Source organism: Pseudooceanicola aestuariicola (genome assembly GCF_045763785.1).
Taxonomy (GTDB): Bacteria; Pseudomonadota; Alphaproteobacteria; order Rhodobacterales; family Rhodobacteraceae; genus Pseudooceanicola.
The window spans coordinates 886,668-903,279 of record NZ_JBJGSF010000001.1 but is presented as its reverse complement, the minus strand read 5'-3'; the positions used below and the strand labels follow the sequence as shown (position 1 = coordinate 903,279).

The 16,612-nt window shown below is 61.1% G+C and carries 12 protein-coding genes and 1 tRNA gene; 5 read left to right on the top strand and 8 right to left on the bottom strand.

Annotated features, from left to right (window positions below):
* Positions 1–11 precede the first annotated feature (11 nt).
* From ACI3GR_RS04055 to ACI3GR_RS04045, 3 genes are all read right to left on the bottom strand, one after another.
* Positions 12–2,570: a methyl-accepting chemotaxis protein gene (locus ACI3GR_RS04055; protein WP_407492760.1), complete on the bottom strand. Its 2,559-nt coding sequence runs from the start codon at positions 2,568–2,570 to the stop codon at positions 12–14.
* 28 nt (positions 2,571–2,598) lie between these two features.
* A complete protein-coding gene (locus ACI3GR_RS04050) occupies positions 2,599–3,162 on the bottom strand; it encodes a hypothetical protein (protein WP_407492759.1) in 564 nt (187 codons plus the stop codon).
* A 118-nt stretch (positions 3,163–3,280) separates the two neighbouring features.
* Positions 3,281–3,366: transfer RNA gene (locus ACI3GR_RS04045), tRNA-Leu, on the bottom strand.
* A 140-nt stretch (positions 3,367–3,506) separates the two neighbouring features.
* Between ACI3GR_RS04045 and ACI3GR_RS04040 the strand changes: the two genes are divergently transcribed.
* Positions 3,507–4,253: a rhomboid family intramembrane serine protease gene (locus ACI3GR_RS04040; protein WP_407492758.1), complete on the top strand. Its 747-nt coding sequence runs from the start codon at positions 3,507–3,509 to the stop codon at positions 4,251–4,253.
* Between the two features lie 77 nt (positions 4,254–4,330).
* Here ACI3GR_RS04040 and ACI3GR_RS04035 read toward each other — a convergent pair whose 3' ends face one another.
* Together ACI3GR_RS04035 and ACI3GR_RS04030 are read right to left on the bottom strand one after the other, a co-directional pair.
* Entirely contained in the window at positions 4,331–5,119 is a 789-nt protein-coding gene (locus ACI3GR_RS04035) for an inositol monophosphatase family protein (RefSeq protein WP_407492757.1), read from the bottom strand.
* Between the two features lie 119 nt (positions 5,120–5,238).
* Entirely contained in the window at positions 5,239–6,144 is a 906-nt protein-coding gene (locus ACI3GR_RS04030) for a LysR family transcriptional regulator (RefSeq protein WP_407492756.1), read from the bottom strand.
* A gap of 93 nt (positions 6,145–6,237) precedes the next feature.
* Between ACI3GR_RS04030 and metF the strand changes: the two genes are divergently transcribed.
* On the top strand, positions 6,238–7,104 hold the full coding sequence (gene metF / locus ACI3GR_RS04025) for a methylenetetrahydrofolate reductase [NAD(P)H] (protein WP_407492755.1): 867 nt from the start codon (positions 6,238–6,240) through the stop codon (positions 7,102–7,104).
* A gap of 68 nt (positions 7,105–7,172) precedes the next feature.
* Positions 7,173–7,625, top strand: a complete 453-nt coding sequence (locus ACI3GR_RS04020) for a PaaI family thioesterase (protein ID WP_407492754.1) — start codon at positions 7,173–7,175, stop codon at positions 7,623–7,625.
* On the opposite strand, the gene ACI3GR_RS04015 is transcribed toward ACI3GR_RS04020, so the two are convergent.
* Both ACI3GR_RS04015 and ACI3GR_RS04010 read right to left on the bottom strand, forming a co-directional pair.
* Complete coding sequence (locus tag ACI3GR_RS04015; protein WP_407492753.1) at positions 7,622–8,695, bottom strand: T6SS phospholipase effector Tle1-like catalytic domain-containing protein; 1,074 nt, start codon at positions 8,693–8,695, stop codon at positions 7,622–7,624. The two genes, ACI3GR_RS04020 and ACI3GR_RS04015, sit on opposite strands and share 4 nt — an antisense overlap.
* Positions 8,685–10,970: a xanthine dehydrogenase family protein molybdopterin-binding subunit gene (locus tag ACI3GR_RS04010; RefSeq protein WP_407492752.1), complete on the bottom strand. Its 2,286-nt coding sequence runs from the start codon at positions 10,968–10,970 to the stop codon at positions 8,685–8,687. Before ACI3GR_RS04010 ends, ACI3GR_RS04015 begins: the two co-directional genes overlap by 11 nt.
* Positions 10,971–11,203: 233 nt before the next feature.
* Here ACI3GR_RS04010 and ACI3GR_RS04005 point away from each other — a divergent pair, with 233 nt between their 5' ends.
* Complete coding sequence (locus tag ACI3GR_RS04005; protein WP_407492751.1) at positions 11,204–14,350, top strand: valine--tRNA ligase; 3,147 nt, start codon at positions 11,204–11,206, stop codon at positions 14,348–14,350.
* A 99-nt stretch (positions 14,351–14,449) separates the two neighbouring features.
* Positions 14,450–15,388, top strand: coding sequence for a class I SAM-dependent DNA methyltransferase (locus ACI3GR_RS04000; RefSeq protein WP_407492749.1), 939 nt, complete (start codon positions 14,450–14,452; stop codon positions 15,386–15,388).
* Between the two features lie 8 nt (positions 15,389–15,396).
* On the opposite strand, the gene ACI3GR_RS03995 is transcribed toward ACI3GR_RS04000, so the two are convergent.
* Positions 15,397–16,599, bottom strand: a complete 1,203-nt coding sequence (locus tag ACI3GR_RS03995; protein ID WP_407492748.1) for a multidrug effflux MFS transporter — start codon at positions 16,597–16,599, stop codon at positions 15,397–15,399.
* Positions 16,600–16,612: the final 13 nt, after the last annotated feature.

Genomic DNA, 16,612 nt, shown 5'->3' with positions numbered 1-16,612 from the left:
CTTTATCTAGCTTAGAACTCTTCCCAACCGCGGTCATCACCCGGCGCGATCTGCCTCGCGTCCCCGTTGACCGCGACCTTTTCCTTCGCGCGAGCTGAGCCCGACGCCGTTGGCGTACGCCCGCGTGCAGGCTGAGACAGCAAGCGGAATTGGCCGGATGCGTTGACAAGCGACTCTGCCTCGGACGTCAGGGCATGGCTGGCGGCGGTCGTTTCTTCGAACATGGCGGCGTTCTGTTGCGTAACCTGATCAAGATCGTTCACCGCGGTGTTGATTTCATTCAAGCCAACCGATTGCTCCTGTGCCGAGACAGCAATTGTGGACACGCGAGTCGAGATGTCAGAGACCCCTTCGACGATGCGCGCCAATGCCTCCCCTGTCTGGTCGACAAGGTTCACACCGGATTTCACCTGCTGGCCAGAGGCCGTGATCAGATCATTGATCTCTCGGGCCGCATCAGACGAGCGTTGGGCCAATGCCCGAACCTCTGTCGCCACAACGGCGAACCCGCGTCCCGCCTCTCCCGCTCTGGCGGCTTCGACACCAGCGTTCAGCGCCAGAAGGTTGGTTTGGAACGCGATGTCGTCGATGACGCTGGTGATTTTTGAGATCTCGCCGCTCGACGCGCGGATGGCATCCATGGCGTCAACGGCTTTTCGGGCGACCGTGCCCCCTGTTTCAGCCTGTTCCAAGGTCGTCTGCGCGATCTTGCTGGCCTCGACCGCGCCGGCGGAGGCCGAACTGACGGACGCGGTCAACTGGTCCAGCGCCGCCGCGGTTTCTTCCAAAGTCGCGGCCTGACGTTCCGTGCGCCTTGCCAGATCGTCAGCCGCCGTCGTGATTTCCCCCGCTTCCCCGCGAATGGCGGCGGCGTTCGTAACGACGGCAGCCATGGCATCGTGGAGGCTGCGCACGGCGGCGTTAAAGTCGTTGCGGAGCTGTTCGTAATCGCCGCTGAACGTCTCAAGCAGGCTGATGGTCAAGTCACCCGACGCCAGCTTGTCCAAGCCGACCTTGAGCGCATTTACGACGTCCTGCTGCTCCCGCTCTCTGGCGATACGGTTTTCTTCGGCGGCGATACGTTCCATATATGCCTGAGTGATATCGGTACCGATAAAGACTACGCGCTGGACCGATCCATCTGAGGCCATGATTGGCGTCAGTGTCCCTTCGACGACTGGGTTGACGTCCTTCATCGACGGCAGTTCGAAACGGCCACTGATCGGGTTTCCCTGCCTCAGATCGTCGGCCCTTGCGTCTCTTTCATCCGCCGAACTGTTGAGAGATTTGAACATATCCGTGCCAGAAGTTTTCTGAAGATCGTTCAGCGACATGCCGGTCAGTTCCAGAACCGCCGCGTTGCAATCCGTGACGTAGCGGTCCTCACCGATATCGATGCGGACCTGGTTTTCGTCGATGGCCTTCAGGATAGCGGCATTCAGAACCTCGTCCGAGACATCCTTCAGCTCGACATTGTAGCCGATCACATCCCCCTCGGCGTCCGTGACCTCTCCGATCCGGATCATCAGACGCGCCTGCCCCCAGCGGTTCTGACGGGTCACCGGCAGGTCGACCTCTCCTTTTGAGAGGTCACGCATGATGGCGTCAAATCCGGGAATTTTGGCAGCAGCTACGCCTTTCAGGGCCTGCCCGGATAGCCCCGCCTTTTTCCATACGCCCCCGGCTTTGCGAGAGAAGGCGTCAATCAGATCGCCACATGCAGGGTTGGCGAAATTGACGGTCCCATCCGTATCAAGAAGCATCACGGCAGAGCCGGAGCCCGTGACCGCGGCAGAGCGGAAGGCGTTTTCGGCCTCAACCATCCGGGCCTGTTGCAGCTTGGCCTGAAAATCGGCCAGAGATTGCGCAATTCCCCCGATCTCATCCGAGCGTGACTGGTACCCGATGCGGGTGTCCAGATCTCCCCCGGCCATTTTCCGCATGGCCCGGTCGGTCCGCGACAAGGGGCGCGATACCCAAGCCCAGAAGAAGCCAGCGACCAAACCAAGGGCGGCGACGAACACCACAGCCGACGTGATCATCATCAACGGCAATTCTGCCTTCAGCAAAGCCAGCTTGGGTTCAGGCGACCATGCTGTGACGGCCACGCCGACAAGCCCTGCATCGCGCCCAAAGTTCATCGGTGCAGCGACGGTAAACCCATCATCGCTGATCACCATCTGCCGCGTCGCAAGGGCCTGTTCACCCAGACGCGTCATCGCCGGGGACAAGGCCATGTCCCCGGCAGTTGTCAGCACATCGCCTTCGGCCCCAAGAACCAGCGCGCCCTGCACCTCGTCCTTGGCGGTCTCCATCAGCTTGGCAAAGGCCCCCTCGATCTGATCGATCTTGCCGAATTTGGTCATGCCTGCGACCTGATCGGCGAGGAATGTCGTATTCTCTGCCGCGCGCAGGGCAACCAGCGTTTCGATCGTCGCGACGGCCCGCCGGTGAGAGACCACCTCGACAATCGTGACGACCAGAAGGATTGCCATCGCCACCACGAGGGAGCTTACAAAGAAGGATCGTTTAAACAATGGCGGGCGCGCCACGGCGGCAAGTTCGGTCATTGGACGGGCCTATGCTATTGGAATGTGGTCAGAACAGCATTTCTGCGTTCAGACCGACGGTCATTGCGCCGATCACGGCACCGCTTTCCGGGTCGGAAATCGGCATCGAAATCTGGCCCTGATAGGTCTGCGTGGATTCATCAAACTCGATATTGCTGATGTGAAGTGCATCCGGCCCCACAGCATAGGTTTCAGTGAACTTTTCCTCATCGCCCTGCCAGTAATCAGACGTCGCGTCAGAGGCGGCGACGTTCAGCCCTTTGCCGTCCATGATAAAGACTTCTGTTACGGCGCCCGCGGACCCGCTGACCAGATTGCGCAGGTGGTCTGACACCGGATTGAACAGAACCGGGTCGACAATCGGACGGTCGGACATACCGACTTCGTTACGCCACTGGCGATCCATTTCATCGATCTGGTCCTGCGACAAGCCGCCCGTGCGCGCGTTCTGCGACTTGATCGCATTGACCAGCATGGGGTCCGACGTCCACGCCTGCACCGTTTCGCGGGCATAGCTGTTCATAACTTCGGAATATTGGTCGGCTTGGGCCGCCCCTGCCGCACAGCACAGGGCAAAAATGGCGTATTTCATCGGGTCACTCCTAAGGATTTCGTCACGACATCATCCCGGCGAAGCGTTGAGGCCTACTTAACACAACATGGAAAACCCGTGCCGAAAGGCCCGATATTTCGTCAAAATGTCTGAAAAGTGGTACCCGCGGCCGGACTTGAACCGGCACGGCCTCTCGGCCTAGGGATTTTAAGTCCCCTGTGTCTACCATTCCACCACGCGGGCACGGGTCCGGCGACATTAGCGATGCTTCGGGACGGGTAAAAGACCCTTATGACCGGGAATTGACTGGAAAAAACGCTACGCCAAAGATCAATCGAAGGCTTTTGCTTGACCTCTGATGCCCCCCGCCCCAGCTTGAGCGCATGTTTCCTTTGCGCGATCACAACCCGTCCGGCCGGACACCTTATATCACTTGGGTGCTGATTGCGGCCAATGTGCTGATTTTCCTGTCCTATTCGATGATGTTTTCCGATCCCCGGGCGATCGATGCGTTCTTTGGCAGCTATGCGCTGATCCCGGCGCGCATCTCATCGGGCGACGGGTTCTTTACCTTCATCTCATCCATGTTTCTGCACGGCGGCTTGATGCACCTTGGTGGCAATATGCTGTTTCTATGGATCTTCGGCGACAACATGGAAGACGAGATGGGGCACGGTGGGTTTCTGGCCTTCTATCTTGCCTCGGGGATTGGCGCGGCGCTGGCGCAGTACCTTGCAGCCCCTTATTCCGGCGTGCCGATGGTCGGGGCATCGGGGGCGATTGCGGGCGTGATGGGGGGATATCTTCTGCTATTCCCTAAGGCGCGGGTCGATATCCTGTTCATCTTTATCGTGTTCTTCAAAATCATCCCCGTGCCCGCCTGGGTCATGCTGGGGGCGTGGTTCGCGTTGCAATTCGTGAACGGTGTCGGTGCGGACCTGAATGCCGGGGGCGTCGCGTATTGGGCCCATGCGGGCGGTTTCATCGTGGGCTTTGCGCTGACCTTGCCGATCTTCTTGCGTCTTGGTGGCACAAAATTCTGGAACCGCACCGAAGGCCATCCGGACCATCCGCCTGCGGAATACCGGTTGTCGGGCACGAACGTCCCAAGCGTGCGCCGCCGTCGTTGATCGACGCGGTTTACGCCCATCATCTTGCTGAAAATATCCCCGCCGGAGGCGTCGATCCGCCTGCCAGAACCTGCCGCCTAGACGTCGCGGATGACCTTGGCAAACTGGTCAAAGATCGCTTCATTCGCGCCGATGACCTCGCCGCTGGACAGGATGTCCGCCCCGGGGGTCAAAGGTTCGACCAAACCGCCAGCTTCGCGCAGGATGATGATCCCCGCAGCCATGTCCCAAGCGTTCAGACGCCGCTCCCAGAAACCTTCGTATCGGCCTGCTGCCACATACGCCAAGTCCAGCGCGGCAGAGCCGAAACGGCGTACACCGGCGCAGGCGGGCAGGATGCGGCCCAAATCCTTGAGCGTTTTGGGTAGATCACTACGACCGCCAAAGGGCAGTCCGGTGGCGAAGATCGATTCAATCATGCGATGGCGACCGGACACGCGGATGCGGGTTTCGTTCATCCAGGCGCCTTCACCTTTTTCGGCAAAGAACATCTCGTCCTTGGCGGGGTCGTAGACCACACCGGCCACGATCTGACCCTTGTGCTCCAAACCGATGGAAATCGCCCAATGCGGCAGACCGTGCAGGAAGTTCGTGGTGCCATCCAGCGGATCGACGATCCAGCGGCGGGTCGGATCGCTGCCGGTTTCTTCGCCGCCCTCTTCGGCCACCCAACCATATGTCGGGCGGGCTTCCATCAGTTCGGCCTTGATAATCTCTTCTGCTGCGATGTCGGCGCGAGAGACGAAATCGCCTGCGCCTTTCATCGACACCTGCAGGTTCTCGACCTCGCGGAAGTCCTTGACCAGAGACCGGCCGGCCTTGCGGGCGGCTTTTTTCATGATGTTGATATTGGCGCTCAGGGTCATGTCGGGCTCCGTTGGATCAGGTCGCGCGTATAGACCGGGTGGCGCGATATGCCAAGGGGGGTTGGTCGCGCCATGGGCGCGAGGCCTTCGGCGAGAGTATTTCTGGAAAGATGAAGGGATCATCCGCGCTGCAGTTTGACCGCCTCGGTCCGGGCCAGCCGGATAAAATGCGCCAGATAGGGTTTCCCTGCTTCTTCCTTGCGGGCCGCGGCGTACATGCGGCGGGTCATGCCCTTGGGCCCCAGCGGACGCGTGACGAGTTCAGAGCGGTGTGGCTGGGACGTCATGACCCAATCAGGCAAGACCGTTACGCCACGGCCAGAGGCGACGAGCATCAGGATCATCGGTGTCAGCTCTACCTGACGGATCGCGCCGGGTTCGGCGCCCGCGGGGTGCAGCAGCAGTTTATAGATGTCCAGCCGCGTGCGATCGACGGGATAGGTCAGAAGGGTTTCGCCTTCAAAGTCCTCAGCCTCGACAAAGGCCTTTTGCGCCATGGGGTGCGTGGCCGGAGCGATCAGGACGGGGGAATAGTCGAACAGCGGGGCGAAGGTCGTGCCGGCGTCCTCTTCCGGGTCGGAGGAGATGACGAGGTCGACCTCTTCTTTCCGCAAGGCGGTCAACGCGTCGAAGGACAGGCCCGGCCGGATGTCCACGTCCACTTCGGGCCAGGCGCGGCGGAATTGTTCCAAAACCGGGAAGAGCCAATCGTAACAAGCGTGACATTCGATGGCGATGTGCAGGCGGCCAGCGCTGCCTTCTTCCAAGGCTTCGAATTCGGCTTGCAGGGCGTCGATCTCGGGAAGGATCTTTTCGGCCAGGCGCAACATGCGTTGACCCGCTGCCGACAGTTTCAGCGGTTTGGACCGCCGAACGAACAGCTCGACCCCCGCCTGATCCTCTAGCCCTTTGATCTGATGCGACAGGGCGGATTGAGTGATGTGCAGCATGTCCGCAGCCTTCTGCAAACCGCCGGTGTCGTGGATCGCTTTTATTGTCCGCAGATGACGGAACTCGATATGCATTTGTGAGTTTGCTTCATGATGTTCGTGAAAGTTATGAGCTTGTCTCACATTGGCCAATCTGAGACAAGGGATCAAACCCAAGGGGATAAAAACATGAAAACGCCTGCTGTCTCGTTCGAATTCTTTCCGCCGCAAAACCTCGAAGCGTCCTTCCGTCTGTGGGACACGGTTCAGGTTCTGGCCCCTCTTGATCCGCGCTTTGTCTCGGTCACCTATGGTGCCGGTGGCACGACCCGTGACCTGACCCGCGACGCCGTTGCCACCCTGCACAAGAACGCGGGCCTGAACGTGGCTGCGCATCTGACCTGCGTGAACGCGACCCGTGAAGAGACGCTGGCCATCGCCGACAGCTTTGCCGAGGCAGGCGTGACCGAAATCGTTGCGCTGCGGGGCGATCCGCCGAAAGGTCAGGGCAAATTCACGCCGCATCCCGATGGTTTCGCCAATTCGGTCGAGCTGATTGAAGCGCTTTCCAAGACTGGCAAGTTCACCATCCGCGTCGGCGCCTACCCCGAACGTCACCCCGATGCGGCCAGCGAACAAGCGGACATCGACTATCTTAAGCGCAAGCTGGATGCAGGCGCGGCCGAAGGCATCACCCAGTTCTTTTTCGAGACCGAGACCTTCCTGCGGTTCCGTGATCGCTGTGACAAGGCGGGGATCACCGCACCGATCGTTCCCGGCATCCTGCCGATCGAGAACTGGAAAGGTATGCGCAATTTCGCCCTGCGTTGCGGCGCCAATGTTCCCGCATGGCTAGACGAGGCGTTCGACAAGGCCGAGCGTGACAACCGTCAGGACCTGCTGGCGACCGCTTTGTGCACCGAGATGTGCACCGATCTGATCGCGGAAGGCGTGGACAAGCTGCATTTCTACACGCTGAACCGTCCGGAACTGACCCGCGACGTCTGCCATGCGCTTGGCGTGACCCCACGGGTCCAGCTGGAAAACGTTGCCTAAGGCCACTTTCGCATTGCGGTTGATCCTTCCGCGTGGCGCAATTAGCGTCACGTCGGGAGGATTTTTCATTGAGCGCATCTAATATATCGAACCACAACGGCCTTGCGGCACTGCAGGGCATGCTGACGGGCGATACCTCCGGGCCGCCCATCGCCGAGGTCATGAACTACACCATCGCGACGGTCGAAGATGGCATGGTGGAATTCACCGGCACGCCGAAACCCGAGTTCTGCAATCCGATGGGCGCAGTGCATGGGGGCTGGTACGGCGTGCTTCTGGATAGCTGCATGGCCTGTGCCGTCGCCACGCGGGTGCCAGAGGGTTCGACCTATACCACGTTGGAATACAAGGTGAATATTATCCGCCCGATCCCCGTCGGGATGGAAATCGTGGCGCGCGGCGTGGCGCAACACGTGGGCCGATCGACCGGTATCGCGAACGGTGAAATCCGGGGCGTCGAAGATGGCAAGCTTTACGCCAGCGGATCGACCACCTGTATCGTGATGAAGCTGCCCGGCTAGACGGACGCCACTGGTGCGGGTGCGGGCGGGGCAGTCAGTCCCCGGGCGATGGCGCTTTCGTGCAAACGCTCTGACGGGTCGAGCATGACAAAGCGTTTCTGGCGGATCAGGAACAGCTTGCTCCACCCACGCCACATGCCGATCGAAGGCGCATCGGGGTCGGTGGGGAATTGTCTTCGCCAGCCTTCGGGCAAAGGCAGATCGCAGGCTTCGGCCTGTTCCAGCATCCAGACCAGCGGCAGGTTTGCCAAGGGCCGCGATTCGGTCATGCCACCAAGCTGGCCGCCCACATCACCATGGGTACCTGCGAACCAGACTTGCTCCAACCGGCCCGACCATTCGGGATCGCTGTGCCACATGACCGGCGCATAGACCGCGCGTCGTTCTTCTATCGCAAGGGCATGAAACCCGGCCCGGACGCAGCGCGACAGGGCGTGATTGTGAAACGAATGGCGCGGTTCGGTCAGTTTCCACATCAGCGGCAGGCGTAGGCCCAGCGATTTCACCGTGTCGAAGGCACCGATCATTTCCACGACAGCATCTTCGTGGCAATGCTGGCGCGCAAAGGCATGGGCGGCCGGGCTGGTGCCACCGGCCTCGTAATGGCGGTAGGCCAATTGCACGTTCCGTTCCGTCGCCTGATCGGGGCGCAACAGTCCGACCCGATCAAGGATGCCCGCAAGCGACCGGACCGCATAGGCCCCGCGGGAATAGCCGAACAGGAATATCCGGTCGCCGGGGCGATAGCGCGACGCCAGATAGCCATAGGCGCGACGGATCTGGCGATTGATGCCTCGGCCCATCATCACGTCCTGAGTGTTGCGCCAGTTGCGCCACTGGATCCCGGCCTCGTAGTAGACCGACAGATCAGCGCCGGTCTGTTCCGACAATAACTTGTAGATCAGCCCGGCGTTGCTTTCTTCGCCGGGCTTGAGCGACGACATCGTGCCGTCAAGGATAATGACATGTGTGACAGAGCCGCGTCGGACCCCCGGCGTGTTCCGCTGCGCCCGAAACAACCAGCGCGGGCGGATCGCCGATAAGAGGCCTCTGCTGAGCCTAGTGAGCATTTTCCAAAAGTTCCCACACGCGCTGTGGCGTCAAAGGCATGTCGGCCCGCCGCACGCCGCGCGACCAAAGCGCATCCAGCACCGCGTTGGCCGTTGCCGCCATGGACCCGACGGTCCCGGCCTCACCACAGCCTTTCATGCCCATCGGGTTGGCGGTCGATGGAACAGGATCGGCGGTAAATCCGATAAAGGGCAGATCCTTCGCTCGCGGCATCGCGTAGTCCATGAAGCTGGCGGTCAAAAGCTGACCATCTTCATCATAGGTGACGTTTTCGACCAGCGCCTGACCAAGACCCTGCGCAACGCCGCCGTGCACCTGACCCTGAGCCAGCATCGGGTTGATCAGGTTTCCGAAATCGTCGACGACCGTGTAGGCGACGACCTGCGTGTGACCCGTGTCGGGGTCGACCTCGACCTCGGCCACATGGGCGCCGTTGGGGTAGGATCGGCCCGGCAGCGTCGCGCGGGCCTCGTGCTTCAGCAACTCGGTCTTGCCATCGTCACGCGCCATGTCGGCCACGTCTTTCATCGTGGGCGCGGCGTTTGATCCTTTAATCCGGAACGCTTCGTCGTCAAAGCTGACGTCTTCGGGATCAACGTTCATCTTGTCAGCGAGGTAAGCGGTGAACTTCTCAACCATCGTGCTGACCACCGCCAGCGTGGCATTCGATTGCGTCGTGACCGAGCGCGAGCCGCCGGTGCCGCCGCCCTGCGCGATGCGGTCACTGTCCCCTTGGATAACGCGGATATCCTCCATCGGGATGCCGGACTGATCAGACAGGAAGGTGGCATAGACAGTTTCGTGCCCCTGCCCGTTCGACTGCGTGCCGACGTAGATGTTCACGGTGCCGTCGGCGTTGAATTCGACGGTTGCGCCTTCGGACGGGTCGCCCAGGATACTTTCGATGTAATAGCACAGGCCCAGCCCGCGCAGCTTGCCGTTCGCCTCGGACTGGGCGCGGCGGTCTTCGAACCCGGCGCGATCGGCTTTTTCGGCGACGTGATCCAGAAGACGCGCGAATTCACCCACATCGTAGAGTTCATCCGTGACAGTCTTGTAGGGCATCTGCTGCGGTTTGATGAAGTTCTTGCGCCGCAGTTCCCATGGGTCGACGCCCAGTTCGCGCGCGGCGTATTCCATGCCGCGTTCCAGAAGGTAGTTCGCCTCGGGCCGGCCCGCGCCACGATAAGCGTCGGTCGGGGTGGTGTTGGTATAGTAGCCTTCGACCTCTAGCAGGGCGTTCTGGCAATCGTAGACGCCCATCAGAACACGGCCGAACAGATACGTCTGGATCAGTTGCCCGAAGTTCGAGTTGAACGCCCCGAGGTTGGCCTTGGTCTTTACGTGATAGCCGATCAGTTTGTGATCGCCGTCAAAGGCCAGCGCCACCTGGTGTGTCAGGTCACGGGCACCGTTGTCGGACAACATCGCCTCGGTCCGGTCGGACATCCAGCGGACGGGCCGATCCAGCAGACGAGCGGCATAGGCGGCCAGCACGTATTCGGGATACAGCTTGGCCTTCATGCCAAAGCCACCCCCCACATCATCAGTCGTGACATGAACCTGTTCCGGCTCCAGCCCCATGATGCGGGCCAGTTCCCGCTTGGGACCCCAGACACCCTGCCCGTTCATCGACAGGTGGATGCGATCATCCTTCCATTCGGCGAAACAGCCCCGCGGCTCTAGCGAGGCGACCATGACCCGGTTATCGGCCACGTCGGCACGCACGATGTGCGCGGCGTCCTTGAACGCCTCATGTGTTTCCGCCTCGCGCCCCAGAAGGTAGTCGAAAGCAAGGTTGCCAGGCGCCTCTTCGTGCAGGTCGGTATCGCCTTTGGCTAGACGCATCTGGGCGGGCAGGTCTTCGTAGTCGAACTCGATCAGCTCAGCGGCGTCGCGGGCGGCCTCGGGCGTTTCGGCCACGACAACGGCAACCGGCTGTCCGACCCAGTAGACACGGTCTTCGGCAAGGATCGGATGCTTGGGGTTGGCGGCGGGGCTGCCGTCGCGGTTCTTGATCGTGACGCAGCCCAGACCTTCTGTAATGCCAAAGCTGTGCAGGTCTTCGACACCTGCCACCAGCATGACGCCGTCCAGTTCGCGGGCGGCATCCAAATTCAGTTCGGTGATGGTGGCATGCGCCACGGACGACCGGAATACGTAAAGGTGCAGCGCACCTTCGGGCGGGATATCATCCACGTAACGGCCATGCCCCGTCAGTAGACGGATATCTTCGGTACGCGAAATGGACTGACTTTTGCCGAACTTTTCCACGGGCTGCTCCCTCCCTCGGTCTCTCTTGCGGAGACTAGCGGCCCGGCCCCCGGAGTCCAGCGTCACGCAGCGCAAATTTTACTTTGCGCGAAAAGACAGCCTCTTGCGCCGCTTTTCCAGCGCGATCCAAGGATTTGCCACCCGCCCTTCCCCTTAGGGATCATAAGCGCTATCTCGTGCCAGACGCATGGGGCCGCGCGGTTGCGCGACCAAAGACGATAAGGGTTGCGATTATGGCGATGGAAAAAACCTTCAACGCGGCCGAGGCCGAAGACCGGATCTACAAGACGTGGGAAGACAGCGGTGCGTTCAAGGCCGGTGCGAATGCCAGCCGGGACGATGCGTTTTCCATCATGATCCCGCCGCCGAACGTGACCGGATCGCTGCACGTCGGGCACGCGTTCAATAATACGCTTCAGGACATCCTGATCCGCTGGAAACGTATGCAGGGCTTTGACACGCTATGGCAGCCCGGGACCGACCACGCAGGCATCGCGACCCAGCTGGTGACCGAACGCGAAATGTCCGCAAACGGAGAGCCTTCGCGCACCGAAATGGGCCGCGAGAAGTTCATCGAACGCGTCTGGGAACAGAAGGTCAAAACCCGTGGCACGATCATCGGTCAGTTGAAACGCTTGGGCGCGTCGGCTGATTGGTCGCGCGAGGCCTTCACAATGGGTGGCGCCGCGGGCGATCCAGATCGTGACACCGTCACTGCCAATTTCCACGATGCCGTCATCAAGGTCTTTGTCGATATGTTCGATAAAGGGTTGATCTATCGTGGCAAGCGTCTGGTGAATTGGGACCCGCATTTCGAAACCGCGATCTCGGACCTCGAGGTCGAGAACGTCGAAGTCGCAGGCCATATGTGGCACTTCAAATACCCGCTGGCGGGAGGCGAGACCTACGAATACGTCGAGAAGGACGAAGACGGGAACGTCACGCTGCGCGAGACGCGGGACTATATCTCGATCGCGACGACCCGGCCCGAAACGATGCTGGGCGACGGCGCGGTTGCGGTGCATCCCAGCGATGAACGCTATGCCCCCATCGTCGGCAAGCTGTGTGAAATTCCGGTGGGTCCCAAAGAGCACCGCCGCCTGATCCCGATCATCACCGACGAATATCCGGACAAAAACTTCGGGTCTGGCGCAGTGAAGATCACCGGTGCGCATGATTTCAACGACTATGGCGTCGCGCAGCGTGGTGGAATCCCGCTGTATCGTCTGATGGATGCGCGTGCGCAGATGCGTGACGCTGGCGAAGACTACGCCACCTGCGCTGCCCGCGCGCAGGAGATCGCCAACGGTGCTGAGTTTACGGGCAGCGAGGTCGACACGCTGAACCTTGTCCCCGACCATCTGCGCGGCTTGGACCGGATGGAAGCCCGCGCGAAAGTGGTCGAAGAGATCACCGCCGAAGGGCTGGCCGTCATGACCCGCGCGGATGATCCGCGTCTGGGCAAGGCCGCGCTGAAACCCGATGCCGAAGACGCCCATATGGCCGTCCCGCTGGTCGAGGCGAAGGCGATCATGCAGCCCTTTGGTGACCGGTCCAAGGTCGTGATTGAACCGATGCTGACCGACCAATGGTTCGTGGATGCGGAAAAGATCGTCGGGCCCGCACTGGATGCCGTGCGCAATGGCGACGTGCGGATCATGCCCGAGAGCGGAGAGAAGACCTATTACCACTGGCTTGAGAATATTGAGCCTTGGTGTATCTCTCGCCAGCTGTGGTGGGGCCATCAGATCCCTGTCTGGTACGGCTTTGATCTGGCCCGTGAAGGGTTCAAGGATGACGAGGCCGACGGCGCGCTGGACATGGTGGAAATCACCCGCCTGCTGTCCGATCAGCACCTGATGCGCGGCGAAGAGCACCTGCATTGCGCTCATGACTTCGACGCCGTGAAAGGCCGGTTCGACGATGTGCTGTCGCGCCTGCCCACGCCGCTGAACCATGCCCGCGTGGTCGAGGTGGCCGACCGCGCCACTGCCCGCGAAACACTGGCCAAGTCGCTGGCCGATTACACCGCCAGCCAGAACCCGATCGACTTGGTCTATCCGGTCTGGCGTGACAGCGACGTGCTGGATACGTGGTTTTCCTCGGGCCTTTGGCCGATCGGCACGCTTGGCTGGCCCGATCAGACCGAGGCGCTGGCGAAATACTTCCCGACGTCGGTGCTGGTGACCGGGCAGGACATCCTGTTCTTCTGGGTCGCGCGGATGATGATGATGCAGCTGGCGGTGGTGGATCAGATCCCGTTCCACGATGTCTATCTGCATGGTCTGGTGCGCGACGCTAAGGGCAAGAAGATGTCCAAAACCGTCGGCAACGTCATCGACCCGCTAGAAATCATTGACGAATACGGCGCGGATGCGCTGCGCTTTGCCAATGCGGCCATGGCGTCGCTTGGCGGCGTGCTGAAGCTGGATGCGCAGCGGATCGCGGGCTATCGGAACTTTGGCACGAAGCTGTGGAACGCCACCCGCTTTGCGGAAATGAACGGCGTCTACGAACGCGGTGCCCCTGCTTCCGAAGTTCCCGATGCGGTGGCCACGGTGAACCGCTGGATCATCGGCGAAACCGCACGCGTCCGTGAAACGGTAGATGCGGCGCTGGCGGCCTATCGTTTCGACGACGCGGCGCAGGCGCTGTACCGCTTTGTCTGGGGTAAGGTGTGCGACTGGTACGTCGAATTCTCGAAACCCCTGCTGGCGGAAAACGCGGGCGAACGTGAAGAAACCCAGCGCGTGATGGGCTGGGTGCTGGACCAGTGCATGATCATGCTTCACCCCATCATGCCCTTCATCACCGAAGAGCTTTGGGGCGAAACCGGCGACCGCGCCAAGATGCTGATCCATGCGGATTGGCCGACCTATGGTAGCGATCTGATCGACGCGGCTGCGGATCGCGAAATGAACTGGGTGGTCTCTCTGATCGAAGACATCCGGTCGGCCCGCGCCCAGATGCACGTGCCCGCAGGTCTGCACGTGTCGCTGGTCGTCACCGATTGGGACGATGCCGCACAAGCCGCTTGGGGTCGCAACGAAGCGTTGATCAAAAAGCTTGCTCGTGTCGAAAGCCTCACTTGGGTCGAAACCTTCCCCAAAGGCTGCGTGACCATCGCAGCCGAGGGCGCGACCTTTGGCCTGCCGCTGGCCGATATCATCGACGTCAGCGCCGAAAAGGACCGGTTGGGGAAATCCTTGGCGAAACTGAACAAGGAAATCGGTGGTCTTGAGGGGCGTTTGAAGAACCCCAAGTTCGTCGAAAGCGCCCCGGACGAGGTCGTGGCGGAAGCCCGCGAAAACCTTGCCGCACGGCAGGACGAGGCCGCTAAATTGCAGGCCGCACTTAAGCGGATGGCCGAACTCGGCTAAGCCATCCGGCGGCAGACAAGACCGCTTGACTAAATCCGCCGCAGGCGTAAATGGCGCGGGCCGGACGCAGATGTCCGGCCTGTTCCATGGCCACCCTGAATGACCCCGCTACTGTTAAGCTCCGGCGATCTGATCGCCGACCGCCGCGCCGCCTATGCCGAGGCGATGCTGCCCGACGATATTTCTTCCGCTGCTCAGGTCATGCAACAGGCCTTGGAATTGGCCCCAGATTGGGTCGCGGGCTGGTATCGGCTGGGCGAAATGCTGCGAGAAACCGACCGCCATGCCGCGGCCGCGGCGTTTGACCGGGCCTTGACGCTTGATCCGCAGGACCAACTGGGTGCGGCGCTGATGCTGGATACCCTTCGGGATCGTTCGCTGGCCGACACGATGCCCGCAGCTTTTGTGGAGACGCTGTTCGATCAATACGCTGCGGGTTTCGACGCCGCCCTTGTGGGCAGGCTGGACTACCGGGCGCCCCAATTGCTGCGCGCGGGCCTGTCCAAACGCTACGACCGCGCGTTGGATTTGGGCTGTGGCACCGGACTGATGGGCGCGGAACTGCGCGGGATCACCAATTGGCTGGAAGGCTGGGACATCTCGGGCGAAATGCTGCGAGAGGCTGAGGACAAGAGCCTGTACGAACACCTGGCCAAGCGCAACCTTGCCGCCCTGCCCCCGACCGATCCGACATGGGACCTGATCACGGCAGCGGATGTGTTCGCCTATCTTGGGGCGTTGGAACAGATCGTCAGCTGGGTTGCCGGCGCATTGAAGCCCGGCGGGCACTTTGCCTTTACGGTTGAATGGCATGATGGGCCTGAAGCCTATGTCCTGCGTGACTCTCGCCGCTATGCACATTCGCGCGGCGCCATCGCCGCCTTGCTGCAAACGGCTGGGTTTGAGGCGACGATCCAGACCGCGCAGCTGCGCTTGGACCGTGGCGCCCCGATTTTGGGATTGATCGTTCACGCCCGTCTGACCGCAGGCATGACGCCCGACCATCAAGGGGACGGAGAGGACGCCGCTTTCGCCTGACGCACGGTTCAGGTTCTCAGGCTTCGGGCTTCCCTAAGGTCGATCGCGCGGACGCTCAGCGCGGCGAACAATCCGATGACGCTGGCCAGACACATCAGCGCCGTCAGGGTGAAGGCGCCCGTCTCTTCGGTAACCAATGCGCCAGTGATGGTCGTGGCGAAGGCGCCGACAAAGACGATCATGGCGGACGACAGTCCTGACGCACTGCCGGCGATATGCGGGCGGATCGACATGATGCCTGCGTTGGCATTGGGTGTGGTCATCCCGTTCCCCGCGCCGGACAGGATCATCGCGCCAAAGAACAAGGGCACCGACAGCTGTCCGCCAAGGATTGCCAGCGCCGCAAGGCCAAGCCCGATCACCGCAACCAAACGGCCCGCGATCATCATCGTCGACAATTGGTACAGCATCGACGTGCGACGTGCGATGGCCGACCCGATGATGAAGCCTAGGGTGATGGTGCCCATGTACATCCCAAGCTCGGCCGGGCCCATGCCGAAGGCGGCGGCGACGACAAGTGGCGCACCAGATACGAAGATGTGGAAGGTCGAAACAGAAAAGCTGGCGCAGATCGCATAGCCCCAGAAGCGGCGCGATTTGAACAACTCGGGGTATTCGCGGAACTGCGCGCCGAAGTTGGCGGATTTGTGCATATGGGTTTCGCCCAAATCCACATACGTCAAGACCAGCAGCGCAACGCCCGAAGCCGCGTATAGCCAAAAGCTGGCCCGCCATCCGAAGGCCGCATCCAGAAACCCGCCGATACTGGGACCAAGCATCGGCGCCACCGCCATGATCATCGCCACGGTAGCCATCTTGGCCGCGGATTCGCGGTCGTCGAACTGATCCCGGATAATCGCCCGCGACAACGCCATTCCGGTGGCCGAAGCGCTTTGGAACAGCCGCGCCATCAGAAAGATCGTGAAATCCTGTGTCAGGGCACAAACGACCGAGGCTGCGGTGAATAGCGCCAGCCCCACTAAGATCACTGGCCGTCGGCCATAGCGATCCGATAGCGACCCGATGACCAACTGCGTGAACGCCGTGACCAAAAGATAGCCGCCCACAGCAAGGCTCATCATCGCGTAGCTCACGCCGAAATCCTGCGCCATGTTCGGCAGAGAGGGCAGGAACATGTTCAACGTCAGAACAGAATTGCCCGTCAGCAAGATTAGCGTGAACAGATGGGGCGGCGTAGAGGCGGCGCGCATGTGAAACGTTTCC